Origin of the sequence: Aureimonas frigidaquae, from assembly GCF_001463905.1 — a bacterium.
Classification (GTDB): Bacteria; Pseudomonadota; Alphaproteobacteria; order Rhizobiales; family Rhizobiaceae; genus Aureimonas; species Aureimonas frigidaquae.
Map to the genome: position 1 here is coordinate 23,665 of NZ_BBWR01000006.1, position 24,124 is coordinate 47,788.

The 24,124-nt window shown below is 66.4% G+C and carries 26 protein-coding genes; 20 read left to right on the forward strand and 6 right to left on the reverse strand.

Translation table 11 applies throughout. The features are described 5' to 3' along the window. The first annotated feature begins 15 nt into the window (after nucleotides 1-15). The 4 genes from argH to AUL30_RS06595 all read left to right on the forward strand — a co-directional run bounded on the left by argH (nucleotide 16) and on the right by AUL30_RS06595 (nucleotide 5,720). Nucleotides 16-1,416, forward strand: a complete 1,401-nt coding sequence (gene argH / locus AUL30_RS06580) for an argininosuccinate lyase (protein WP_062227084.1) — start codon at nucleotides 16-18, stop codon at nucleotides 1,414-1,416. Nucleotides 1,417-1,454: 38 nt separating this feature from the next. Further along, nucleotides 1,455-1,709: a hypothetical protein gene (locus tag AUL30_RS06585; RefSeq protein WP_157069959.1), complete on the forward strand. Its 255-nt coding sequence runs from the start codon at nucleotides 1,455-1,457 to the stop codon at nucleotides 1,707-1,709. 10 nt (nucleotides 1,710-1,719) lie between these two features. Then, a complete protein-coding gene (gene lysA, locus AUL30_RS06590) occupies nucleotides 1,720-2,985 on the forward strand; it encodes a diaminopimelate decarboxylase (protein ID WP_062227086.1) in 1,266 nt (421 codons plus the stop codon). A gap of 146 nt (nucleotides 2,986-3,131) precedes the next feature. Continuing rightward, nucleotides 3,132-5,720: a TIGR02302 family protein gene (locus AUL30_RS06595; RefSeq protein ID WP_062227087.1), complete on the forward strand. Its 2,589-nt coding sequence runs from the start codon at nucleotides 3,132-3,134 to the stop codon at nucleotides 5,718-5,720. Nucleotides 5,721-5,733: 13 nt separating this feature from the next. Here the strand turns inward: AUL30_RS06595 and AUL30_RS06600 are convergent, their stop codons facing one another. The 4 genes from AUL30_RS06600 to AUL30_RS06615 form a co-directional block, all read right to left on the reverse strand. Continuing rightward, complete coding sequence (locus AUL30_RS06600) at nucleotides 5,734-6,141, reverse strand: response regulator (RefSeq protein ID WP_062227088.1); 408 nt, start codon at nucleotides 6,139-6,141, stop codon at nucleotides 5,734-5,736. 172 nt (nucleotides 6,142-6,313) lie between these two features. Further along, nucleotides 6,314-6,691 (reverse strand): energy transducer TonB, encoded by a 378-nt coding sequence (locus AUL30_RS06605; RefSeq protein ID WP_062227089.1) that lies wholly within the window; start codon nucleotides 6,689-6,691, stop codon nucleotides 6,314-6,316. Nucleotides 6,692-6,700: 9 nt separating this feature from the next. Continuing rightward, complete coding sequence (hpt, locus tag AUL30_RS06610) at nucleotides 6,701-7,237, reverse strand: hypoxanthine phosphoribosyltransferase (RefSeq protein WP_062227199.1); 537 nt, start codon at nucleotides 7,235-7,237, stop codon at nucleotides 6,701-6,703. 111 nt (nucleotides 7,238-7,348) lie between these two features. Then, nucleotides 7,349-7,558, reverse strand: a complete 210-nt coding sequence (locus tag AUL30_RS06615; protein ID WP_062227090.1) for a hypothetical protein — start codon at nucleotides 7,556-7,558, stop codon at nucleotides 7,349-7,351. Nucleotides 7,559-7,703: 145 nt separating this feature from the next. Here AUL30_RS06615 and ftsE point away from each other — a divergent pair, with 145 nt between their 5' ends. The 13 genes from ftsE (at nucleotide 7,704) to AUL30_RS06680 (ending at nucleotide 18,329) form a co-directional block, all read left to right on the forward strand. After that, on the forward strand, nucleotides 7,704-8,363 hold the full coding sequence (ftsE, locus tag AUL30_RS06620; RefSeq protein ID WP_062227091.1) for a cell division ATP-binding protein FtsE: 660 nt from the start codon (nucleotides 7,704-7,706) through the stop codon (nucleotides 8,361-8,363). Then, nucleotides 8,356-9,357 carry a cell division protein FtsX gene (locus AUL30_RS06625; RefSeq protein WP_083507721.1) on the forward strand — a complete coding sequence of 334 codons (1,002 nt, stop codon included), beginning with the start codon at nucleotides 8,356-8,358 and terminating at the stop codon, nucleotides 9,355-9,357. The genes ftsE and AUL30_RS06625 overlap by 8 nt, the downstream gene beginning before the upstream one ends. A 78-nt stretch (nucleotides 9,358-9,435) precedes the next feature. Next, complete coding sequence (locus AUL30_RS06630) at nucleotides 9,436-10,119, forward strand: YdcF family protein (RefSeq protein WP_062227092.1); 684 nt, start codon at nucleotides 9,436-9,438, stop codon at nucleotides 10,117-10,119. A gap of 107 nt (nucleotides 10,120-10,226) precedes the next feature. Beyond that, a complete protein-coding gene (locus tag AUL30_RS06635) occupies nucleotides 10,227-11,027 on the forward strand; it encodes a lysophospholipid acyltransferase family protein (protein WP_062227093.1) in 801 nt (266 codons plus the stop codon). A gap of 107 nt (nucleotides 11,028-11,134) precedes the next feature. Beyond that, nucleotides 11,135-11,932, forward strand: coding sequence for a SapC family protein (locus tag AUL30_RS06640; protein ID WP_062227094.1), 798 nt, complete (start codon nucleotides 11,135-11,137; stop codon nucleotides 11,930-11,932). A 110-nt stretch (nucleotides 11,933-12,042) separates the two neighbouring features. Further along, nucleotides 12,043-12,795: a sulfite exporter TauE/SafE family protein gene (locus AUL30_RS06645; RefSeq protein ID WP_062227095.1), complete on the forward strand. Its 753-nt coding sequence runs from the start codon at nucleotides 12,043-12,045 to the stop codon at nucleotides 12,793-12,795. A gap of 70 nt (nucleotides 12,796-12,865) precedes the next feature. Beyond that, a complete protein-coding gene (locus AUL30_RS06650) occupies nucleotides 12,866-13,717 on the forward strand; it encodes a sulfite exporter TauE/SafE family protein (RefSeq protein ID WP_062227096.1) in 852 nt (283 codons plus the stop codon). A 79-nt stretch (nucleotides 13,718-13,796) separates the two neighbouring features. Further along, entirely contained in the window at nucleotides 13,797-15,101 is a 1,305-nt protein-coding gene (pncB, locus tag AUL30_RS06655; protein ID WP_062227097.1) for a nicotinate phosphoribosyltransferase, read from the forward strand. A gap of 114 nt (nucleotides 15,102-15,215) precedes the next feature. Next, a complete protein-coding gene (locus AUL30_RS06660; protein WP_062227098.1) occupies nucleotides 15,216-16,037 on the forward strand; it encodes a ferredoxin--NADP reductase in 822 nt (273 codons plus the stop codon). 42 nt (nucleotides 16,038-16,079) lie between these two features. Further along, complete coding sequence (locus AUL30_RS06665; protein WP_062227099.1) at nucleotides 16,080-16,322, forward strand: Lrp/AsnC ligand binding domain-containing protein; 243 nt, start codon at nucleotides 16,080-16,082, stop codon at nucleotides 16,320-16,322. 136 nt (nucleotides 16,323-16,458) lie between these two features. Continuing rightward, nucleotides 16,459-16,995 carry an SRPBCC family protein gene (locus AUL30_RS06670; protein WP_244490727.1) on the forward strand — a complete coding sequence of 179 codons (537 nt, stop codon included), beginning with the start codon at nucleotides 16,459-16,461 and terminating at the stop codon, nucleotides 16,993-16,995. Nucleotides 16,996-16,998: 3 nt separating this feature from the next. After that, entirely contained in the window at nucleotides 16,999-17,982 is a 984-nt protein-coding gene (locus tag AUL30_RS06675) for a YVTN family beta-propeller repeat protein (protein ID WP_062227101.1), read from the forward strand. Further along, complete coding sequence (locus AUL30_RS06680) at nucleotides 17,979-18,329, forward strand: hypothetical protein (RefSeq protein ID WP_062227102.1); 351 nt, start codon at nucleotides 17,979-17,981, stop codon at nucleotides 18,327-18,329. The genes AUL30_RS06675 and AUL30_RS06680 overlap by 4 nt, the downstream gene beginning before the upstream one ends. Before the next feature lie 13 nt (nucleotides 18,330-18,342). Here the strand turns inward: AUL30_RS06680 and AUL30_RS06685 are convergent, their stop codons facing one another. Both AUL30_RS06685 and AUL30_RS06690 read right to left on the reverse strand, forming a co-directional pair. Continuing rightward, nucleotides 18,343-19,134 (reverse strand): quinoprotein dehydrogenase-associated SoxYZ-like carrier, encoded by a 792-nt coding sequence (locus tag AUL30_RS06685; RefSeq protein ID WP_062227103.1) that lies wholly within the window; start codon nucleotides 19,132-19,134, stop codon nucleotides 18,343-18,345. A gap of 66 nt (nucleotides 19,135-19,200) precedes the next feature. After that, a complete protein-coding gene (locus AUL30_RS06690) occupies nucleotides 19,201-20,115 on the reverse strand; it encodes a quinoprotein relay system zinc metallohydrolase 2 (RefSeq protein ID WP_062227104.1) in 915 nt (304 codons plus the stop codon). Nucleotides 20,116-20,723: 608 nt separating this feature from the next. On the opposite strand from AUL30_RS06690, the gene AUL30_RS06695 reads away from it, so the two are divergent. The 3 genes from AUL30_RS06695 to AUL30_RS06705 all read left to right on the forward strand — a co-directional run bounded on the left by AUL30_RS06695 (nucleotide 20,724) and on the right by AUL30_RS06705 (nucleotide 24,124). Continuing rightward, nucleotides 20,724-22,568, forward strand: a complete 1,845-nt coding sequence (locus AUL30_RS06695; protein ID WP_062227201.1) for a methanol/ethanol family PQQ-dependent dehydrogenase — start codon at nucleotides 20,724-20,726, stop codon at nucleotides 22,566-22,568. 87 nt (nucleotides 22,569-22,655) lie between these two features. Beyond that, nucleotides 22,656-23,291 (forward strand): c-type cytochrome, methanol metabolism-related, encoded by a 636-nt coding sequence (locus tag AUL30_RS06700; RefSeq protein WP_083507741.1) that lies wholly within the window; start codon nucleotides 22,656-22,658, stop codon nucleotides 23,289-23,291. Next, nucleotides 23,276-24,124, forward strand: a complete 849-nt coding sequence (locus AUL30_RS06705) for a substrate-binding domain-containing protein (RefSeq protein WP_062227105.1) — start codon at nucleotides 23,276-23,278, stop codon at nucleotides 24,122-24,124. Before AUL30_RS06700 ends, AUL30_RS06705 begins: the two co-directional genes overlap by 16 nt.

The window sequence follows — 24,124 nt, forward strand, 5'->3', positions numbered from 1 at the left end:
AGCCAGGAGACCAGAATGACCAGGAAGCCCGGCAACGAAATGTGGGGCGGCCGGTTCGCACAGGGACCGGACGCCATCATGGAGGCCATCAACGCCTCCATCGATTTCGACAAGAGGCTTTACCGCGAGGATATTGCGGGGTCGATGGCCCATGCCGCCATGCTGGCCGAAAAGGGCATCATTTCGGCCGAGGACGCGTCATCCATCCGTGATGGACTCGCGCGCATTCTTGACGAGATCGAGAGCGGGCGCTTCACCTTCTCGCGCGCGCTCGAAGACATCCACATGAATGTCGAGGCGCGCCTGGCCGAGCTGATCGGCCCGGCGGCCGGCCGCCTCCATACCGCACGCTCGCGCAACGACCAGGTCGCCGTGGATTTCCGTCTCTACGTCAAGCGCGCCCTGCAGGATCTGGAACGCGGCCTGAGCGCCTTCATGGAGGCGCTGATCGACCGGGCGGAAGAGCACGCCGCCACGGTGATGCCGGGCTTCACCCACCTCCAGGCCGCCCAGCCGGTCACTTTCGGGCACCATTGCCTCGCCTATGTCGAGATGGCGGCGCGGGACAGGTCCCGCGTGCGGGACGCGCTGGTGCGCATGGACGAGTCCCCGCTCGGCGCCGCCGCGCTTGCGGGCACCGGCTTTCCGATCGATCGCCACATGACGGCTGAGGCGCTCGGCTTTCGCGGGCCGACGCGCAACTCGCTGGATTCGGTCTCCGACCGTGACTTCGCCATCGAGTTCCTGTCCGTGGCGGCCATCGCCTCCATGCATCTGTCACGGCTGGCCGAGGAAATCGTCATCTGGTCGACGCCGCAATTTGACTTCGTGCGCCTGTCGGACGCCTTCTCGACCGGCTCGTCCATCATGCCGCAGAAGAAGAACCCGGATGCTGCCGAGCTGGTCCGCGCCAAGACGGGCCGCATCAACGGCTCGCTCGTGTCGCTCCTGACCATCATGAAGGGACTGCCCCTGTCCTATTCGAAGGACATGCAGGAGGACAAGGAGCAGGTCTTCGACGCCGTCGATTCCCTTTCGCTGGCCTTGTCGGCCATGACGGGCATGGTCCGGGACCTTGCCGTCAACGCCGCGACCATGCGCGCCGCGGCGGGCGCCGGCTTCTCCACCGCCACGGACCTCGCCGATTTCCTGGTGCGCGAAGCCGGGCTGCCCTTCCGCGAGGCGCATCACGTCACGGGACGGGTGGTGGCGCTTGCGGAATCGCGTAAGGTCGCGCTCGAGGATCTGCCGCTGGACGCGCTGCGGGAGATCGATCCGCGGCTCGACGCGGCGGTCTATGGCGTCCTGTCCGTGGACGCTTCGGTCGCCAGCCGGACCAGCTTCGGCGGCACTGCGCCGGACAATGTGCGGCAGGCGGTGCGCTGGTGGCGCGACCAACTGGCGGCAGGCGCGTGACGGCCGGTCGAATTGCGATGCGCAAGGGGAGTGTATCGATGCGGATGATAACGGTTCTCAGCCTGGCGCTGCTGGTGGGGCTTGCGGGATGCGGGCGCAAAAGCCTGCCCGTCCCCCCGTCGGCCGAAGGCCAGCCCGCGCCGCCCTATGTGGTGCGGCCCGACGCAGGCGGCCTGGCGCGCGGACCGGAAATCACCAACCGGTCCAGCGATGTCTCCGTCGTGCCGCAGGAAGTGACGCGCAACCCCAATGCCGAAAAGCGCCCCTTCATCCTGGACGGGCTCCTGAACTGATCGAACGCACATGAACCATTTCGACTACAAGGACGGCGTCCTGCACGCCGAGGACGTCGATATCCGCGACATCGCGGATCGCATCGGCACGCCCTTCTACTGCTACTCGACGGCCACGCTCACACGCCATTACCGGGTCTTCGCCGAGGCGTTCAGCGATATCGACGCCGTCGTCTGCTACGCCATGAAGGCCAATTCGAACCAGGCCGTGCTCAAAACCCTCGCCCGGCTGGGCGCGGGGGCGGACGTCGTCTCCGGCGGCGAGCTGCGCCGCGCCCTGGACGCCGGCATCCCGGCGGAAAAGATCATGTTTTCCGGCGTCGGCAAGACGGACGCAGAGATCGACGCCGGGCTGGAAGCGGGCATCTTCTGCTTCAACGTGGAATCGGAGCCCGAACTCTACGCCATTTCCCGGCGGGCGCAGGCACTGGGCCGTGTGGCGCATATTTCCTTCCGCATCAATCCCGATGTCGATGCGCGCACCCATGCCAAGATCTCGACCGGTAAGAAGGCCGACAAGTTCGGCATCGCCTTCGACCGCGCCGAGGCGATTTACGACCTGGCGGCGAGCCTGCCGGGCATTCTCGTGTCGGGCATCGACATGCATATCGGCAGCCAGATCACCGATCTGGAGCCCTTCGATCTGGCCTTCGGGCGCATGGCCGACCTCGTCCGGCGCCTGCGCACGCGCGGCCACGATATCCGCCATGTCGATGTGGGGGGAGGGCTCGGCGTGCCCTACCGCCGCGACAACGAGCCGCCCCCGGTGCCCGCCGAATATGCCGAGATCGTCAAGCGGCATGTGCGCGCGCTGGACGCTCGGGTCATCTTCGAGCCGGGCCGGCTGATTGCCGCCAATTCGGGCATTCTCGTTGCCCGCGTCATTCATGTGAAGAACGAGAATGGCCGCACCTTCGTGGTCCTGGATGCCGCGATGAACGATCTCATCCGGCCGACCCTCTACGAAGCCTGGCACGATGTCGCCCCCGTCATCGCCCCCGCCGTCGCGGCGCAGGACACCGTCGTCGACTTCGTCGGACCGGTCTGCGAAAGCGGCGACTATTTCGCGCGGGACAGGGCCTCGCCGCCGCTGGCCGCAGGCGATCTCGTCTATGTGGCGACGGCCGGCGCCTATGGGGCGGTCCAGTCCGGCACCTACAATTCCCGGCCGCTCATCGCCGAGGTGCTGGTCAAAGATGATCAGTTCTTCCCGGTCCGGCCGCGACAGACGATCGACGAGTTGATCGGCCTCGACCGGATTCCGCCCTGGCTCTAGCCGGGCCGCGACGCGAAATCGTGAAGCGGGCGCCGTCGCAGCGCCGCCCGCCCGCCTCGCCTTTGCCGCAAAAACTGTTAAGCTTCTGAGCACCGGTATGCTGCCTCGGCAGATCGCCGCGGTTTTCAACGGCAGAAGCGAGCGGCATGGACGTCCACGACCGATCACAGGCGCCCGGCACGTCCCGCTTCACGGGAGGGCATCGATCCGCCCGGATCGCCGCCGGCTTCGCCCTGGCGGTCGAGCGTTTTTGGCCGCTCATCCTCGGCTTGTCGTGCGTCCTCGCATTGTTTCTCATCCTGGCCTGGGGCGGCATCTTCGCGCTGATGGCGCCGTGGCTGCGCATCGGGGCTCTCGGCCTCCTGGTCCTGGCCGCCCTCGGCCTCGTCTGGGTGCACCGGGGCCTGCGCCTGCCGTCGCGCTCCGACGTCACCCAAAGGGTCGAGGCGGCGAGCCGGCTTTCACATCAACCCCTGCGCGCGCAGGAAGACTCGGCCGTCGGGTCGGACCCCGTCGCCCAGGCGCTGTGGCGCATCCACCAGCGGCGCATGGCCGAGCGCCTGACTGGGCTGACCGGCGGCGCGCCGAACACGCGCACGGAGCGGATCGACCCCTACGGCCTGCGTGCGCTCATGGCACTCGGCGTCGTCACCGCCTTTGCCTATTCCTACGGGCCGTCCGGGGGCCGCATCGCAGATGCGCTCGCCCCGGTACCGGGAACTCTCCTGGCGGCTGCGCGCATCGATGCCTGGGTAACGCCGCCGGGCTATACGGGCCGCGCGCCGCTGTTCCTGACCCCTGACGAGGCCGGAGAGGTCGAGGTTCCGGCCGGCAGCGTCCTGTCGGTCCGTGTCTCGGACGGGGCGGGCGTGCATTTCAGCTTCTCTGCCGGACAGGATGCGGCGGAGCTCGTGCCGCCGGCGGGCGCGGAGGCGGCGGCCGATGGCAGCGTTCCCCCGGCAGCAGCCGATGCGCCGGCCGAGTTCGATCTGGAGCTGACCCGTTCGGGGACGGCGCGGCTTGAAACGCGCCTGCGCACCCTCGGCGACTGGTCCTTCGCGGTCACGCCGGACCATCCGCCCGTCATCGCCTTCGACGGGGAGCCGCGCCTTGCCCGCAACGGCGCGATGGACATCGGCTTCACGGTGGAGGACGATTACGGCGCGCCGCAGGGCCGCGCTTTGATCCTGCCCAGGGAGCCTGCGCAGGGCGCCCGCCCGCTGATCGAGGCGCCAGAGATCAACCTTGCCATGCCGCGCCGGACCAAGGGGATCGCCAAGGGCCGCACGACCATCAACCTGGCCGACAGCCCCTATGCCGGTACGCCGGTGCATGTGACGCTGACGGCACGGGACGATGCCGGCCAGGTGGGCCATTCCGCCCCGCAGGAAATGATCCTGCCGCAGCGCCCCTTCTCCAACCCGCTGGCGCTGGCCGTGGTGGAACAGCGGCGGATCCTGGCGCTCGACGCCCATGCGGCGCGGCGCGTCGTGGAGCTTCTCGACGCCGTGACCCTGCATGGGGACAGCTTCATTCCGCGGGTGGGGGATTATCTGGCGCTGCGCGCCGTGCGCGAGCGCATCGCCACCGCGCGCAACGACGATGATCTGCGCTCGGCGGTGGACTTCCTGTGGGAGATCGCCCTTGGCATAGAGGATGGCGATCTGTCCTTTGCCGAGCGCCGGCTGCGCGATGCGCAGGAGCGCCTGTCGGACGCGCTGCGCGATGGCGCCTCCGACGAAGAGATCGCCGCCCTGATGCAGGAACTGCGCGATGCCATGAATGCCTTCATGCAGGCCATGGCGGAGGCGATGGAGGGCCAGCCGCCCCAAAACCTCAGCGATCTGGGAAATGCGCAGGAGATCAGCCCCCGGGACCTGCAGCGCATGATGGACCGGATCGAGGATCTGGCCCGGTCCGGCTCACGCGATGCCGCCCAGCAGCTCCTGTCGGAATTGCAGGACATGATGAACAATCTGCAGATGGCCCAGCCGGGCCAGGGCCAGCAGCCGGGCGACAGCCCGATGCAGCAGCAGATGAACGAGATGGGCGAACTTCTCCAGCGCCAGCAGCAGCTCATGGACGAGACCTTCGATCTCGGCCGGCAGCAGATGCGCCGGCAGATGGAAGAGGGCATGGAGGGCATGCCGCAGATGCCGCAGACGGGTGAAGGCGGCGAGCCCCCCTCCGCCAGCGAGTTGCGCGAACGGCTCGAGGAGCTCCAGCGCCAGCAAGGAGCGTTGCAGGAGCGCCTGCAGGCCCTGGCCGAGGCCATGCGCGAGCAGGGGCTCGAGCCGGGCGAAGGCATGGGCCGTGCCGGAGAGGCGATGGGTGAGGCCGAGGGTGCCCTCGGTCGCGGCAGCGATGGCGAGGCGGTGGACCGGCAGGGAGAGGCCTTGCAAGCCCTGCGCGAGGGCGCGCAGGACATGATGCGCCAGATGCAGGAAGCCATGCAGGGCCAGCCGGGCCAGGGCAATCAGCCGGGGCAGCCGGGACAGCCCGGCCAGGGCATGGGCCAGGGCATGGCGCGTCAGGGGCGCGATGACGGCCAGGACCCGCTCGGCCGCCCGCGCCAGACGCAAGGGCCGGATTTCGGCAACGATATCGGCATTCCGGAAGAAATCGACATCCAGCGCGCGCGGCGCATCCTGGACGAGATCCGCAACAGGCTGGGCAACCGTCTGTCGCCGGAACTGGAGCGGGAATATCTGGAAAGGCTTCTGCCCACGCGCTGACCCGCGTGGCGGATCAACCGGCCTGGCGCAGACCGTCCGCAATTACGCGCGGCGGGTACGAGGCCAGGACATCGCCGATGGCGCGGCGGATATCGGCAAGGGTGAAGGGCTTCTCGACGACGCCGTGGATCAGCCGCACGAGCGACTCGGCGGCTTCCTTCTGTTCTGCGTAACCGGTCATCAAAAGGATCGGCAGATCGGGATAGACCGCCTTGACCGCATGGGCGAGTTCGATGCCGGTGAGCGCCGGCATGCGAATATCGGACAGGATGGCATCGAAGGCACCGTCCTCTGCGGCGATCACCTCCAGCGCTTCTTCCCCGTCCTCGACCGCGACGACATCGTGGCCTTCCATACGCAGGGCGCGCGCGACCAACAGGCGAATGCCGGCTTCGTCTTCCGCGATCAGGACCCTTGCCATGGCTGCTCCGGCTGGTGTTGACCCATCCCCTTGTTCGGCATGGATGTTCATCGCCTTGAATAGACGCGCGGACCGGGTGGTCCGTTCCATTCACTTTGCCGGAAAAATCTTTCGCAGAACTTTCAGCCGTTGCTCAAATACAACCATCGCCGACAAAAACGGGAGTTTGCCGTCAGTCCGTAAGCCGATAGGCGAATAGTCGGCCGGCGATCGCACCCCCGAGACTATCGGAGAGGGGCAGCGGTGCGGCACGCTCCATCGCCTCGAGGATCGACCGGTCGAAGGCCAGCGCCTCGGGCGAGCGGTCCGTGGGGTCGCGGTGAACGAGCCGGGGCGTGCCGATGATCGTTCCGTTGAGCCGGAGCGAAAAATTGACCGTGGCATCGTGGTCCCGATCCCCGGCGGGCGGCTGCCAGCAGGCGCGGATGGCGTCGAAGACGGCGGCAATGGTTTCGACGGGTTGCGGGGAGCGGCAGACCCGCTCGCCGGCGGCGGCCGGGACACAGAGCCCGGCAAGGAGGATAAAGGCGACAGCGAAAGAAAAACGCATCAGTTTACGCTACGCAAGGACCCTGCCCACGAAGGGCAATTCACGGAAGGCGTGGGCGACGTCCATGCCATAGCCGACGACGAAGTGATCGGGACAGTCGAATCCGACATGATCCGCCTCGATCTCGGCCTTGCGGCGCATGCGCTTGTCCAGAAGGACGGCGATCTCCGCCCGGCGCGCGCCGCGCTCGAGCATCAGATCGCGCGCATATTTGAGGGTGCGGCCCGATTCCAGGATGTCGTCCACCAGGAGCACCTGCCGGTCCGCGACATTGCTGTCGATATCGCGCAGGATCCGCACCTCTCCGCCGACGGTTCCGGCGCCATAGCTGGACAGGGTGATGAACTCGACCTCCGGTGCGACGCCCGCACGATGCAGGGCCCGGATCAGATCGGCAGCGAACACGAAGCTGCCTTTCAGGACGGAGACGACGAGAAGCGAGGGCTCGGCGGTGACGGCCACCGCGCGCGCGATCCGCTCGACAGCGGCCGCGATCTCATCCTCCGAGTACAGGGTCTCGATGTGCTTGCCGCGGACTTCGATCATCATTCGCTCGTGTCATGGAGTCGTCACCCGTCTGACTACAGTGCGAGATGCGCGAATGCCAGCGCAATGCAACGGCGGTGCCCGCGGCGTTGCGCGCGAGGCCGCCCGGATTCAGGCGCGGCCGCGGCCTTGCCGCTCGGCGGCATGGAGCGCCTGAACGAGCCTGTGGGCGAGTTGGCGGACCCATCCGCCGGTCGTCGCGCGTGGCGCGGGCCCGTGTCGCAGCGTGGCGGAAGCGCCGTCCCGCACGATCCAGCTCTGCGCGTCGATCACCCGTGCGCTGACATGCGGGCGGGACAGACGTTCCTGTGCAGAGGCCATGCGACACCTCCCCCTGGCGTGGTGACAAACCTTGCCAAAAGGTTGACGCAGCGTGGTTAAAGAAACGTAAAGGAATTGCGCGCGAGAATGGCCGCACTGAAACAGACCGTGCCGTCGCCGCCGGCCGGGACGGGGGAGATCAGGCTTGATCCGGTTCGAAAATGTCGGCTTGCGTTACGACATGGGGCCAGAGGTCCTTCGTGATCTCAGCTTCCGGATCGAACCGCGCTCGTTCCAGTTCCTGTGCGGCCCGTCGGGCGCGGGCAAGACGAGCCTCCTGCGCATGCTGTTCCTGGCGCTGCGGCCGACGCGCGGCATGGTCACCATCATGGACCGCGATGCGGCGACCCTGTCGCGCGACGAATTGCCGGCCATACGGCGCCGCATCGGCATCGTCTTCCAGGATTTTCGCCTGCTCGACCACCTGACCACCTATGAGAACGTGGCCTTGCCGCTGCGCGTTCGCGGCCGCGACGAGGCGAGCTACCGGCAGGATGTCGTCGATCTTTTGCGCTGGGTCGGGCTGGGCGACCGGATGGACGCGCCGCCGCTCGTCCTATCCGGCGGCGAGAAGCAGCGCGCCGCCATTGCCAGGGCGCTGATCGACCAGCCGGACATCCTCCTTGCCGACGAGCCGACGGGCAATGTCGATCCGTCCCTGGCGCGCCGCCTGCTGCGCCTGTTCCAGGAAATGCACAAGCTCGGGACATCCATCGTCATCGCGACCCACGACATGACGCTGATGGAGCAGATGCCGGCGCGCCGCATGGTCCTGGCCGATGGACGGATGGCCATCTATGACTGAACGGCTGCAACACCTGACGGCCCTTCTGCCGCAGCTGCGCGCAGAGCTTGCGCGCCTGCCGGCCCGGCTCTGGCAGCGTGGCGGGCCCGCCCCCATCGTGCCGGCCGGCAACGTGACGAGCCGCGCCCTGATGGCCGTCATCGGCATCATGACCTTTCTGGCCAGCCTGACGCTGGGCGGTGTCCTGATGGTGGCCGATACGGCCCATGGCTGGCGGCAGGATATTGCGCGGGAAGCGACGATCCAGATCACGCCCGAGCCCGGGCTGGACATGCAGGCAGTGATCGGGGAGTTGCAGCTCCTGGCCCTGTCCACGACGGGGGTCGTCGCGGCGGTGCCCGTCGGCGAGCAGGAGGCTGCCGCCATGCTGGAGCCATGGCTCGGCAATGTCGATGTGGCGGCCCTGCCCATGCCCCGCATGATCGCGCTCGAGATCGACCCGGACGCGCCACCCGATTTCGCCGCCCTGCGCGAGGCCGTGGAGCGTGCCGTGCCGCAGGCGACGCTGGACGATCACCGGGCCTGGGCATCCCGGCTGGTGGTGATGGCCGATGCCACGGTGATCGGCGGCCTCGCCATCCTGGCGCTGGTGGTGACGGCATCCATCCTGACGGTCGTCTTCGCCACCCGCGGCGCCATGGCCGGCAACCGCCACATCATCGAGGTGCTGCACTTCGTCGGCGCCGACCGGCGCTTTATCGCCGGCCAGTTCGAACGCCACTTTTTGAGGCTCGGCCTGATCGGCGGGCTTGCCGGCGGCGGATTGGCGCTCGTCATCTTCGCGGTGGCAAGGTGGTATGCGAGCCCCGGCTCGGCCGCCGCGGATGCCGATCAGTTGCGGGCGCTGTTCGGAACCTTCACCCTGGGTGCGGGGGGCTATGGGGCCATCGTGCTCCTGGCCGGCGGTGCGGCCGCTCTGACGGCGCTCACCTCGCGCTTCACGGTCACATCGCAATTGCGCGACATGGACATATTGTCGCCCCTCGACGCATGATCATGGTCGGGGGCCACAAGCCTGGGGCAGTGTTCCCCGGCCATAGAGAAGGCTGAAAGGTTGTTTGCGAGCAGGCCCATGAGTGCAGGACAGAAGCGGGCAGGGCGGGGCACGCGCACCGGCTTCGTACGGCGCGCCGCGCCGATCGTCGTCCTGGTGCTTCTGGCGCTGACGGCCTATTTCCTGGGCGGTTTCCTGCGCTTTGCCAATGATGTCGCCGGTCTGCGCGCCCCCGCTTCCATCGAGGATGTGGACGGGATCGTCGTCCTGACGGGCGGCGAGTTGCGCCTGAGCCAGGCGATGCGGCTTCTGAAGGAGACGCGCATCCAGCGGCTGCTGATCAGCGGCGTCAATCCGGGCACGACGCCGGCGGCGCTGGCGCGGGTCAGCGGCGGCGATCCTGCCCTGTTCGACTGCTGCGTCGATCTGGATTATGCCGCCCTCGATACGATCGGCAACGCCCGCATGACCGTCGCCTGGGCGCACCAGCACGACATGCGGCGCATCGCGCTCGTGACCAGCGATTACCATATTCCACGCGCGCTGACCGAGCTTGCCAATGTGGAGGGTGCGCCGGCCGTGGTGCCCTATCCCGTCTCGCCTCGCAAATTGTGGCGGCCGGACGGGCTGCCGACCCCGCTCGGCCTGCGGTTGCTGGCCCAGGAATATCTGAAGGTGCTGGCCGCCCGGGCGCGAATCCATACCGGCTTCGACATCGTGGAAACACTCGGCCGGCGCCTGTCGACGCCATCCGTGGGCTGAGTCTTGGCACGCATGGCGTCTGTCGCACGGCCGGCAAAATGCGCTAGAAGCCGTCTGGCACGCAAGGGCGCCACAGCGGCGCCCGGCTGGCCGCACCGGGACCTGTCATGATCGCATTGCGCTCGTTCGCTTTCCAATGCCTGTTCTACGCCAATCTCATCGGGCAACTCATCGTCTTCTCGCCGATCTTCTTCCTGGCGTCCGAGGCGCGGTGCTGGCGCATCGTCAAGAACTGGGCTCGCTCCTCCATGTGGCTGCTGCACCATGTGGCCGGCACCCGGTCACGGATCAGCGGACGGGAGCGCCTGCCGAAGGGCGGCGCCATCATCGCGGCCAAGCACCAGTCCTTCTGGGAAACCTTCGCCCTCCTGCCGGAGCTCGACCGGCCCACCTTCATCCTCAAGAAGGAACTCATCGCCATCCCCTTGTTCGGTGCCTATTGCCGGCGCATGGGCATGATCCCCGTGGACCGCTCGCGGCGGGGCGGCGCGCTGGCGGGCATGCTGGCGGCGGCGCAGGCCGCCATGCGGGAGGGCCGGCAGATCGTCATCTTTCCGGAAGGCACGCGCAGCGCGCCGGGCGCAGACCCGAACTACCGGCCCGGGATCCATTATCTCTATGAGGCGCTGGAGGTTCCCGTCGTGCCCGTGGCGCTCAATTCGGGCCTGTTCTGGCCGCGGCAGGCCTTTTACCGCCGGCCCGGCACCATCCGGGCCGAGTTCCTGGACCCGATCGCGCCGGGCCTCGACAAACCCGCCTTCCTGGCGCGCCTGACCGACGAGATCGAGGCCCGGACGCTCGATCTGATCCGGCAGGCCTATGCCGAACAGCCCGATCTTCCGGTGAGCAAGCTTCTGGCAAGCCGACTGTATCAGGATCGTCCGGCGAGCGAGAAGGTGGGTGCTTGAAAACCGGAACGATTTCGCGCATAAAAGAGCATCTGACATAGTATGACATGTATATGATATCCGTGTGATTGCCGGCGGCGGGTCGGTGGTTCTCGATGGAGGGCGCGATGATCCACAGCAACGATTTCGGTACTGCCAGCGCATTGGCGGCCGTTCCCGCCTTCTTCGCCGAGCCGCGGCTTCTGAGCACGGCCCGCCATGGCGCGCTGGGCGTTCGCCGCAGCACCAATCTGCGCTATGCGGCCGGGCTCACTCACGCGCCGCTCGGCCTGGACGAGTTCGGCCAGGCCATGCGCAGCTACCCGATCCTCTTCACCGCCGGACCGGCCCCCAGGCCCATCGCCATGCTCGGCCTACCGGGCGGCAGCAACGGCTTCGTCGATGCGCTCGGCGGTTGGCGGCGGGACCATTACGTCCCCGGCTGCCTCCACCGCTATCCGCTCGCCGCGATCGAGGACGCCAATTCCGGCTGGCAGCTCTGCGCCGATTTTGCCAGCGGCCGGGTCGTCACCATGTCCAGCGCCGTCGAGCACGGTGTCGAGCCGATCTTCGAGGCCGACGGCGCGCCGTCACGCTACACACGTGCGGTGATCGCCCGGGCGCAAATCGCCGCCCGCCGGGACGAAGAGGCCGTGACGCTTGCCCGCGCCCTTCTGGAGGCCGGCATCCTCACCCCGTGCGAGGCGCCCTTGCCGGTGGCAGAGGCGACGGCGCTGCGCCAGTCCTTCCTCATGATTTCCGAAGACGCGTTCCGCGCGCTCTCGACAACGCTCCTGGCGGAGTTCGCGCGGCTGGGTTGGCTGGAGCCCATCGTCATGGCCGCTGTCAGCCGCCACAACTGGCCCGCTCTGTCGCAGCTCTGCACGCGGGACCGGGCCGGCGCGTCGGCGCGGGTCGCCGCCTGATCGGCAGCCTGCCGTCGAACGGCCGGCGGAACGCCATTCAGTTTGTCGGGCACTTCCTGTAGAGCGGACCGGCGGCCTGCCTTTGCGGCCGACGAATCCGGACAGTCGCCATGCCAGTCGACATCAGCACCGCCTTCATCCTGGCCGCCGGCCTGGCGGCCTTCGCCGTCGGCCTGTCCAAAGGTGGCCTGTCGATGATCGGCATGCTGGGCGTGCCGATCCTGGCGCTGGTCATGCCGCCCTTGCATGCCACGGCGCTGCTCGCTCCCATCTACGTGGCGAGCGACATGGTCGGCGTGTATCTGTACCGCCACCGCTATTCCAGACGGAACCTCGCCATCCTCATCCCCGCGGCGGCGCTGGGCATCGGCGTCGGCTGGGCGACGGCGCACCTGGCTTCGCCCCGGCTGGTCACGCTGCTGATCGGCCTGATCGGCCTTGCCTTCACGCTGGACATGTTCCTGAAGCGCAAACGGGTGCTGCCGCCGCGCCCGGCCGATGTTCCACGCGGCATCGTCTGGGGTGCGATCACCGGATTTACGAGTTTCGTATCGCATTCCGGCGCGCCGCCCTTCCAGGTCTATGTCCTGCCGCAACGGCTGGAAAAGACGGTCTTCGCCGGCACGACCACCATCGTCTTCGCCGTCGTCAACGCCATGAAGCTCGTGCCCTATGTGGCGCTGGGGGAGCTGACCGCCGCCAATGCGGCTTTCTCCCTCTGGCTGTTGCCGCCGGCCTTGATCGGCACCGTGCTCGGCTGGTGGCTGGTGCGGATCCTGCCGGAACGCGGCTTCTACCTGTTCGTCCAGGTGGCGCTGTTTCTGGTGTCGTGCAAGCTGGTGCTCGACGGGCTGATGGGCTGACGGGCTGAAACAAGGCTTGTGGCGCCGTGCGGACGGCCCGTATGTAGAGTGCAACTGGGGAGGGGACGGCATGCTGGACATCGCAACGGGGGAGGCAATCTGGCTTGCCATCGCGCTTCTGGCAGGCGGCGCCGTGACGGGCCTTCTGGCCGGTGTCTTCGGCGTGGGCGGCGGCGCGGTGGCCGTGCCGATCCTGTATGAGCTGTTCCGCATCCTCGGCGTGCCGGAAGATGCGCGGATGCCCCTGTGCATCGGCACCTCGCTCGCCATTATCATTCCGACGTCGATCCGTTCCTTCCAGGCGCATCGGCACCGCGGCGCGGTGGATATGTCGATCCTGAAGGTCTGGGCCGTGCCGGTGGTGCTGGGGGTCGTGGCCGGCAGCGTCATCGCGCGCTATGCCCCGGCCGATCTGTTCAAGGCGGTCTTCATCGTGGTCGCCGGCTTCTCCGCGATCAAGCTTCTCTTCGCCCGCGACAGCTGGCGGCTCGGGCTGGACATGCCGGGCCGCCCGTTGATGCTCACCTATGGCGGGGTGATCGGCATCCTGTCCTCGCTCATGGGCATTGGCGGCGGGCAGCTTTCGTCGCTCTTCATGACCTTCTACAGCCGGCCGATCCACCAGGCCGTGGCCACATCGTCGGGTCTCGGCGTGATCATCTCCATCCCCGGGACGATCGGCTACATCATCGCCGGCTGGCACGTGGCGGCGCAGTACCCGTCCGTCGCGGCGCTGCAACCGCCGCTTGCACTCGGCTATGTCTCGCTGGTCGGCTTCGTCCTCTTCTCGATCACCAGCGTGATCACGGCGCCGATGGGCGCGGCGCTGGCGCACAAGCTCGACAAGAAGCGGCTGGAACGGGCCTTCGGCGTGTTCCTGGTGCTGATCTGCCTGCGCTTTACCGTATCGCTCGTCCATTGACGGCTTTGCCCTGCAGCGCGTGATGGGCTAAGGCCATGGCGGTTCGAAAAGGCCGTGCTGCGGCCAGCGGGGTGAACTCATGGTCGCGATCGATATCGCAACGCGGGTGTGGAACCACACGTTCAAGCTGGATCCGATCATCCGGAGCCTTCTCGATACGGATTTCTACAAGCTGCTCATGCTCCAGCTCATCTGGGGCCGGTACCGCGACACGCAGGTCACCTTCGAGCTGATCAACCGCACGACCAGCGTGCGCATCGCCGACGAGATCGACGAGACGGAGCTGCGTGCGCAGCTCGACCATGCGCGCACGATCCGCTTTTCAAAGCGCGAGATGATCTGGCTGGCCGGTAACAGCTTCTACGGCAAGCGCCAGATCTTCCGCCCCGACTTCCTGGAATGGCTCAGCCATTTCGAGCTGCCGCCCTACGATCTGACACGGCGGGACGGGCAATATGTGCTGCAGTTCCACGGGCCGTGGACCCATACGATGATGTGGGAGATTCCCGCGCTCGCCATCATCAACGAATTGCGGTCCCGCGCGGCGATGCGTGGTTTCAAGCGGTTCGAACTCGATGTCCTGTATGCCCGGGCCAAGACCAAGATGTGGGAGAAGGTCGAGCGGCTGGCGCAACTGCCCGATATCCGCATCTCGGATTTCGGGACGCGGCGGCGGCACTCCTTCCTGTGGCAGCGCTGGTGCGTGGAGGCGCTGAAGGAAAAGCTCGGCGGCCGTTTCTCCGGCTCCAGCAACGTGCTTTTGGCCATGGAAACCGACCTCGAGGCCATCGGCACCAATGCCCATGAGCTTCCCATGGTGGCCGCGGCCCTGTCCCTGAACGACGATGCGCTGCGCGAAGCGCCTTATCGCATGATGCGCGAATGGCAGGACTGGTACGACGGCAACCTCCTCGTCGCCCTGCCGGACACGTTCGGCACGCAGTCCTTTCTGGATGGCGCGCCGGCCTGGCTGGCGGACTGGACCGGCTTCCGGCCCGACTCCGCCCCGCCCATCGACGGGGGAGAGACCATCATGCGCTGGTGGAAGAAGCACGGCGTGGACCCGCGCGAGCGGCTGCTCGTCTTTTCCGACGGGCTCGATATCGACACGATCGAGGAAACCTACCGCCACTTCCATGGGCGGGTGCGAATGAGTTTCGGCTGGGGCACCAATCTGACCAACGATTTCCGTGGCGTGGCGCCCGAGCCGACCAACGGGCTCAAACCCATCTCGCTCGTCTGCAAAGTGCGCGAGGCGGACGGCCGGCCAGCCGTCAAACTGTCGGACAACCCGGCCAAAGCGACGGGACTGCCGGAGGAGATCGCCCGGTACCGCCGGGTCTTCGGGACGCAAGATGCCTTTGCGCGGAAGGTCGAGGTTTAAGAAAAATCTTCCTCGCATTCGCGCCAAATCTGCGGCATGAACCCCATATTCCGCTGAAGAGAACGCATAAGGGTCCGCTCCTGTTGGGCGGCAAGCACATCGAGGCCGAGATCCATGAATGCCATCGTGAAGCCGGAAGCCGAGGCGACGCCCGCTTTCCCCATCCCCGCCAACGTCTTCGCCGAGACGGTGACGGAGGTAAAGCATTATACGGACAGCCTCTTCAAGTTCCGCATGACGCGGCCGGCCTCGTTCCGCTTCCGCACCGGTGAATTCGCGATGATCGGGCTGCCCAATGCGGAGAAGCCCGTCTTCCGGGCCTATTCCATCGCCAGCCCCGCCTGGGACGAGGAGCTGGAATTCTTCTCCATCAAGGTGCCCGGTGGCCCGCTCACCGAGCATCTGCAGAAGATCCAGCCGGGCGATACGGTGCTGATGCGCAAGAAGCCCACCGGCACGCTGGTGCTCGATGCGCTGGTGCCGGGCAAGCGGCTCTATCTCTTCTCCACCGGAACCGGCATCGCGCCCTTCGCCGGCATCATCCGTGATCCGGACACCTACGAGATGTTCGACGAGGTGATCCTGACGCACACGACCCGGGAACTCGCCGAGCTGCAATATGGCCGGGACCTGGTCGATGCCATCGCCTCCGACGAGATCCTGTCGGAGATCGTGGGCCAGAAGCTGCGTTACCTCGGCGCCGCCACGCGGGAAGGCACGCCGCGCGGCGAGCGTATCACCACCATGATCGAGAATGGCAGCCTGTTCTCGACGCTCGGCCTGCCGCCGCTCGACCCGGCGGTCGATCGGGCGATGATCTGCGGCTCCATGGCGATGCTCAAGGAAACCGCCGCGCTCCTGGAAGCGGCCGGGCTGGAAGAGGGCGCCAACAACAAGCCGGCGACCTACGTGGTGGAGCGTGCCTTCGTCGACTGAGGGCTCGTTGCCGCTCCGGCGGATGCAAGGAAAGGCCAGGCCATGCGCGCCATTTTCGTCCAGTTCAAGTGTACTCCGGGCCATGCCTACCGCGTGGCGGAAGCGCTGGTGGAAACGGTGGAGGAACTGTCGGAAGTCTATTCGACCTCCGGCCAGTTCGACCTGATCGCCAAGTTCTATCTGGAGCCGGACCGCGATACCGGCCACTTCGTGACCGAACGGTTGCAGACGGTCGAGGGGGTTGCCGATACCTTCACGACCGTGGCCTTCAAGGCCTTCCGGTAAACCTGGCTGAATGGCCGGGGACAGGGCCGGGAATTTTTCCCATTCTTCGCGTCCAAGCCCCTAGGCTGCTTCCCCATCGCCGCTGCAGCGCATACCTTTCCTTGCAGGGCACCAGCACATGCGAGGGGAGGACGTCGTGACACGACGCCTGACAATCATCCTTCTGGCACTCTTCCTGCTGCCCGGCGTGGCGCTGGCCCATGGCCCGTCCCGGCAGAAGCACGCCACGAAAATCGCGGTCGACATGACGCCCGAGGCGGTCTGGCAGAAGGTCGGCAATTTCGACGATCTGTCCTGGAACCCGCTCGTCGCCAAGGTCGAGGCGCAGCCCGGCAATGCGGTCGGCACGGTCCGCACGGTCACGCTGAAGGACGGCGGCACCCTGGTCCAGGAACTGTACAAATACGATGCGGCCAAGATGAGCTACCAGCTCCAGATGCCGCAGATCGACGTCAAGCTCCTGCCCGTGACGAACTATAGCGAGTTCCTGACGGTCAAACCGCTGGATGGCGGCAAGCGCGCGGAAATCGAGATCCGCAGCGCCTATTACCGCGCCTATCCCAACAACGATCCACCGGCCGACCAGAACGACGCCGCTGCCAACGCAGCCGTTGCGGCCATGCAGGAAAAGGTGGTCGAGGGTCTCGCCGCGCATCTGGCATCCGGATCCTGACCAATGCGCGCCATGGCGCTCGAGGCTGTCGCCGGGGCGCTGTTCGTCACAGCCGCGCTCGCCCCTCCGTCTGCAAGCGCAGGGGATATCGGCTTCGTGACAAACCAGTCCTCGGACGATCTGTCGGTGGTGGACTTTAGCATCATGCGGGAGTTGGAGCGCATACCGATCGGCGGCCGTCCGGCCGGCGTGGCGGTGCCGCCCGACGGCCGGCGCGCCTATGTCACCAGCCCCGAATCGGGCGAGTTGACGGTCATCGACACCGGGTCGCATGCGGTCTCCGGACGCATCAAGCTCGGCGGCGGCCCGCTCGGGATCGCCGTGCATCCGTCCGGCACGCCGGTCTATGTCGCGGACTGGTATGCGCATACGCTTTCCGTGGTAGACCCGGACGCAATGGCCGTGACCCATCGCCTGAAGACAGGTCTTTCGCCCTCCGGCGTCGCCGTTTCGCCGGACGGGGCGCTGGTGGTGACGGCCGACAGGGATTCCGACAGCGTCTCCCTGTTCGACACGGCATCACTGGAGCGCCTGGGCGTGATCGCCGTGGGTCAGCGCCCGTTCGGCCTGAGCTTTTCCGATGACGGATCGGAGCTTTACGTGGCCAATGTCGCCTCCAACGACGTGACGGTGATCCGTGTTGCGGACCGTACGGTGCGCGGCCGGGCCGCCGTGGGCGACAGGCCCTATGCCGTCGTGGCGGCCGGGGGCCGGCTTTTCGTGTCCGACCAGCATGGCGGCACGGTCAGCGTGCTGGACGCCGCAAGCCTGGAGCGGCTGGCTGAAATCGGCGTCGGGGAATATCCGGAAGGCCTGGCCGTTTCGGCCGACAAAGGCCATGTCTTCGTGGCGAACTGGTTCGACAACAGCGTCATGAAGATCGATGTCGAAACGCTGGCGGTCGAGGCGGATGTGACGGTGGGCGACGGGCCGCGCGCCTTCGGCGCCTTCGTCGCGCACCTGCCGGAGGATGGGAGGAAACCATGATCGATCGACGCCGCATCATCGCCGGAGCCGCCTTGTGCGCCATGCTGGGGGCGGGCCCCTCGGCTGCGGTGGTCAACGATTATCCGACAGAGGCCATCGCCGATTATGTCTTTGCCTGCATGCAGAGCAACGGGCAAACCCAGGCGGCGCTGCGGCAATGCGCCTGCTCCTTCGACGTGGTGGCGTCCGTCGTGCCCTATGCCCGCTATGTCGAAGCCAGCACCTACCTGTCCATGGGGCAGGTGACGGGAGAGAAGGGTGTCATCTTCCGCACCTCCGCCCCCGCCAAGGCCGCCATTGCCGATCTGCGCCGCGCGCAGGCGGAGGCCGAGATCCGCTGCTTCTGATCCGCCGCGCGGGTCAGCTTGCCCCCGGCGTGAAGCTGCGCGCGAAAGTCCGGCCATCCGTATCGTCCGCGGTGACGGTGAAGGTTCCGTCGGCGCCCGCGTAGCGGAAACGGAAGTTCGGATCTTCCGAGATGCTGATGCCGCCGCTCATGGACAGGAACGGCTTCCCATCCAGGAGGATGCGCAGGTCCGAGACGAAGTGGGCGGGTATGTAGAGATGCGTGATCTGGTCGCGCTGCAGCCCGGAATTGTTCGGATGGCGGATCATGAGCTGCGCCTCGCGGGAAGGTCCGTCGGCCGCGTCGATCAGTCTGCGCAGGCGCATTTCGCCCAAGGTTCGGGCCGACTCTGCCGGATCGCGCGCCGCCGGCGCGGCGCAGCCGCCTGAGGCCTTTACGTAACGCACCGCCTGGTGCAACTGCCCATCGGCCGTCTCGGCGACGATGCGCACATTGCTGTAGGCGTTGACGCGGATCCGCGTTTCGATGGATTCGATCCGGGCGCCGTCTCCGATCTCGAAGGTGGCGGCCACGGGCGCGGGGTTTTCGTCCACGATGAGCGTCAGCCTGCGGATGTCGCGCGCCGGGTCGAGGTGCAGAGTCACCGGTACAGTGGCAGGGTCGGGCGCGCGCGGCGGCGCGTCGAGCGCCACGACGCCGTCACTCTCGGCGATGGGCTTGCTTCCATAGAGCGTGTCGCGCAGCTCCGGCCAGCTTCCGGCCGGCTCCTCAGCGCGGGCCAGGGGCGATGCGGCGATTCCGATGGTAAGTACGGCAATCCGTGCCGTGGCGTGAAGGCAGTTCATGACCGTTCCTCCGAGAGAACGGTGCCCAGGGGCAATGTGATGCCGGACGGCGCCTTTGGGAAGGGGTCATTCCCATTCCAGTTCCGTGTAGGCCGCCGTGGCGTTCTGCCCGCGATAGTGATCGAAGAGCTCCCAGCGCCCGCGCTCGCTTTCGGCCGCCGTGTCCTGCACGGTGGACAGGCCGCGTCCGGCCGCGATGGCGGCGCGGATGTCGGCAGCCAGTCGTTCCAGGTAGCGCCGTTCGTCGGCAAGCGCGTCCGGCCAGGGAAGGGGCGCCGGTCCGTGTCCGGGCACGACCTGGCGCGCCGGAATCCTGGCAAGTTCGGGCAGGAGGGCCAGCCAGCCCCGCAGGCTGCCATCGAGCGTCGGAACATGGCGGCTGAACAGAAGGTCTCCCGCCAAAAGGAGGGAGGCTGCCTCGTCCAGCACGGTCAGATCATTGTCTGTATGGGCGGTCGGCCAGGCCTTCAGAAGGAGCCGTCGCCCACCGAGATCGAGCGTCAGCGTGTCGCTGACGGCGATGTCCGCCGCGAAGAACACGAAGTCCGACGGCGCGCCGCCCTGCCGCCGCGTTTCCAGTTCGGCGTAGAAAGTGCTGCGCGCGGCGATCGCGGCATCGTAGCGGCCATGCGCGACGATCTGCGCGCCTGCCTCCCGAAGGCTCTGCGCGCCCGCGCTGTGGTCCGGGTGCATATGGGTCAGGATCAGGTAGGCGATGGGCTTGTCGGTGACGGCGCGGACCGCCTCCACGATCATTCGGCCCATGCGCGGTGCGCCGCCCGAATCAATCACGGCCACACTCCTGGACCCGACCACGAAGCCGATATTGGACGTATCTCCGCCCAAATGCGCATCTGGCACTGCAACATGGCCGACATGAACATAGGTGCCGGGCGCGACCTGACGGAAGGCGAGGCTGTCCTGCGCCGCTCGTGCGGGGCCGGCCAGCAAGAGAGCAAGGGCGCCGAGCCCTTGCAGCACCGCACGTCGGGAAGTTTTCCCTATCGTAAACCGATAACCGTTCCAAACAGAAGCGGGGCACACGGCCGAGTTGCGCATGAGAACCAGAGCGTGCTTGCGGCCCTGTTGCATGAACCTTGCCCCGAAGATGACCGCCTTCCCTAGAGAGTATCTTAATAAATACAATTCTGAAATTCCTCCCTGCGGCACATTATCCAATTTTAAACTGGCTTTCGGCCGTTCCTGAACTTTGTTGTGGATCGGTTCCACTTGATTAGCCAGGAAATTGAACTGATATATGCGACGCAAAATCATGTATTAATGCAGTGCACAATATTGAGTTCGGTTTTATACTTGCATATCCAGACCTGCCGTCCTAGCTTCTCCCTTGGTTTCCGGCTTCAAGGCTGTCGATGTTGGGAGCGTCGACAGATCTCGAAGGCCTCGGTAGGGCGAACATCAACGGTGCCCACCAGGACCCCTAACGGCGGTCGTGACACGCTGCCGGAAACCGTCCCCATAAACAGTGGCGTTGATCTGTGCGGCTTGTCGCCGCGCCGGTTTGCTGACGCTCGCCTTGGGAGGAAACCGTGCTGAAATCCATGACGAAGGCGGCCGCCGCCTCGACGATGCTGCTCGCCCCTATCCTGCTTCTTACGAACGGCGGGGCCCTGGCGAACGATGCGCTGGCCGAGCTTGGGAAGGATCCCAAGAACTGGGTCATGCAATCGGGCGACTACGCCAACCAGCGCTACTCGCCGATCAAGAACATCAACAAGGACAATGTGGGCGATATGCAGGTCGCCTGGTCCTTCTCGACCGGCGTTCTGCGTGGCCATGAGGGCGGGCCGCTCGTCATCGGCGATACGATGTATGTGCATACGCCGTTCCCCAACATCGTCTATGCGCTGGACCTTGCGGAAGACGGCGCCATCAAGTGGAAATACGAGCCGCGCCAGGATGCGAACGTCATTCCCGTCATGTGCTGCGACACGGTCAATCGCGGCGTCGCCTATGCGCCGGCCGAAGGCGACCGCCCGGCCCTGATCATCCTGCACCAGGCCGATACGTCGGTCGTAGCGCTCAATGCGGAAAGCGGCGAGCAGGTCTGGTCCGTGAAGAACGGCGATGCTTCCAAGGGCGAGACGGGCACGGCCGCTCCGCTCATCGTCAGGGACAAGGTCTATATCGGCATTTCGGGCGGCGAGTTCGGCGTACGCGGATCGCTCACCGCCTACAATCTGAAGGACGGCTCGCAAGCCTGGCGCGCCTATTCCACCGGTCCGGACGCGGAAATGCTCTTCGATCCGGAAAAGACGACGGAGCTCGGCAAGCCGGTCGGCAAGGATTCCTCCCTGAAGACCTGGGAAGGCGAGCAGTGGAAGATCGGCGGCGGAACGACCTGGGGTTGGTTCTCCTACGATCCGGAGACGAACCTCGTCTATTACGGCTCAGGCAATCCCTCGACCTGGAACCCCTCGCAGCGGCCGGGCGACAATAAATGGTCCATGACCATCTTCGCGCGGGATGCCGATACCGGCATGGCCAAATGGGTCTATCAGATGACCCCGCATGACGAATGGGACTTCGACGGCGTCAACGAAATGATCCTCGCCGATATCGATGTCGGCGGCCAGCAGCGCAAGGCGCTCGTCCACTTCGACCGCAACGGCTTTGCCTATACGCTCGACCGGGAGACCGGCGAACTCCTCGTGGCCAAGAAGTACGACCCCGTCGTCAACTGGGCCACGGAAGTGGTGATGGACAAGAATTCCGACCAGTACGGGCGTCCGCAGGTCGTGGAGCAATATTCCACCGCCGCCAACGGCGAGGACGTGAACACGACCGGCATCTGCCCGGCCGCGCTCGGCACCAAGGATCAGCAACCGGCCTCCTACTCGCCCGATACCGGCCTCTTCTACGTGCCGACCAACCATGTCTGCATGGATTACGAACCGTTCCGCGTGGCCTATACGGCGGGCCAGCCCTATGTCGGCGCCACGCTGTCCATGTATCCGGCGCCCAACAGCCATGGCGGCATGGGCAACTTCATCGCCTGGGATGCCGGCACGGGCGAGATCAAGTGGACCATCCCCGAGAAGTTCTCGGTCTGGTCCGGGGCGCTGGCGACAGCCGGCGGCGTCGTCTTCTACGGCACGCTCGAAGGCTACCTGAAGGCGGTGGATGCCGATACGGGCAAGGAGCTCTACTCCTTCAAGACCCCTTCGGGCATCATCGGCAACGTCACGACCTATGAGCGGGACGGTCAGCAATACATCGCCATCCTGTCGGGCATCGGCGGCTGGGCCGGCATCGGCCTGGCGGCGGGCCTGACCGACTCCAATGACGGCCTCGGCGCCGTGGGCGGCTATGCCTCCCTGTCGCGCTATACGGCGCTCGGCGGGCAGCTCACGGTCTTTACCGTGCCCGACCAGACCGCATCCTCGGCGACCGAGGGCAGCACGGCCAACTGATCCCTTGGAGACACAAGCCGGGCCCATCACCGCGTGTGGTGGGCCCGGCTCCTTCCGTATCGTAGCGTGATGCATAGGGTAATGCCGATGACCAGAACGATTGCGGCGCTTGCCGGTGCCTTCCTGATCACCACCAGCCTGGCCTATGCCCAGGGCGGCACCACGACGACCCCGCCTGCGGCGCCATCGCCCAGCGATCCGGCCGCGGGAAGCGCTCCAGCCGATGCCGGCGCGGCAGGAGCGCCCAAACTGTCCGCCCATCCCTCCGCCGACACGACGGCCAACGGCACGGAGGCGAGCGAGGGAGACGCCGGAAAATGGGTCGATACGGCCGATGTTCCGACCTGGCATTTCTCCGATGACGGGACGGTCGATTTCTACACCTGGCGCGGCTACAAGAAATACACGGCCAACTGCATGCAGTGCCACGGGCCGGATGGCCAGGGCTCGTCCTTCGCCCCCAACCTTCTCGATTCCCTCAAGCGCATCGATTACTACGCATTCACCGGCATCGTCGTGGGCGGCCAGCAGAATGTCTGGAACTCCAGCGGCAATTCGGTCATGCCCGCCTGGGGCGAAGACAAGAACGTGATGTGCTATCTGGACGCCATCTACGTCTATCTGCGCGCACGGGCCGACGGCGTCGTGGCCAAGGGCGAGCCCAAGCGGCCGCCCATCAACGAAGAGGCACGTACGGCGGAAAACGAATGCCTCGGCTTCTGATCCTTCTGGCCGCGCTGATGGCGCCCGTCACGGTCGCCCTGGCACAGGACCGGGATTTCGGCGGCGCCATCGAACTGGTCGATCCCGACGTGCTGCGCGTCTGCGCCGATCCCAACTCCTTGCCCTACAGCAACGAGGCGGGCGAGGGCTTCGAGAACGAACTCGCCACCTTCCTGGCGCAGAAGCTCGGGCGCAAATCGGTCAGCTATACCTATTTTCCGCAGGCCACCGGCTTCGTGCGGATGACCCTCGGCATGCATCGATGCGATGTCATCCTGTCCTATCCGCAAGGGGACGAGCTGGTTCAGAACACCAATGCCTATTACCGGACGGCCTATTCGCTGGTCTATCCGACCGGCAAGGGACTGGACGGGGTGGACACGCTGGAAGACGCGCGGCTCAAGGACAAGCGGATCGGCGTCGTGGCCGGCACGCCGCCGGCAACCTTTCTTGCGCGGGCCGGGCTGATGGACAAGGCCAAGGGCTACCAGCTCATGGTCGATACGCGGATCGACAACTCGGCCGTCGACATGATGGCCGACCTGGAAAACGGCACGATCGACGCGGCCGTGTTGTGGGGGCCGCTCGCCGGCTACTATGCGCGCAAATCGGGCGATGGCTACGCCGTCGTGCCGCTTCTGAAGGAGCCGCGCGGACCTGCCACAGTGTTCCGCATCACCATGGGCGTCCGGCCGTCCGACCAGGAATGGAAGCGCACCTTGAACCGCGTCATCGCGCAGAACCAGGACGCCATCGACAAGATCCTCCTGTCCTATGGCATTCCCCTGCTGGACGAGCACAACCAGCCCATCGCCACACCGGAAGGCGGCTGA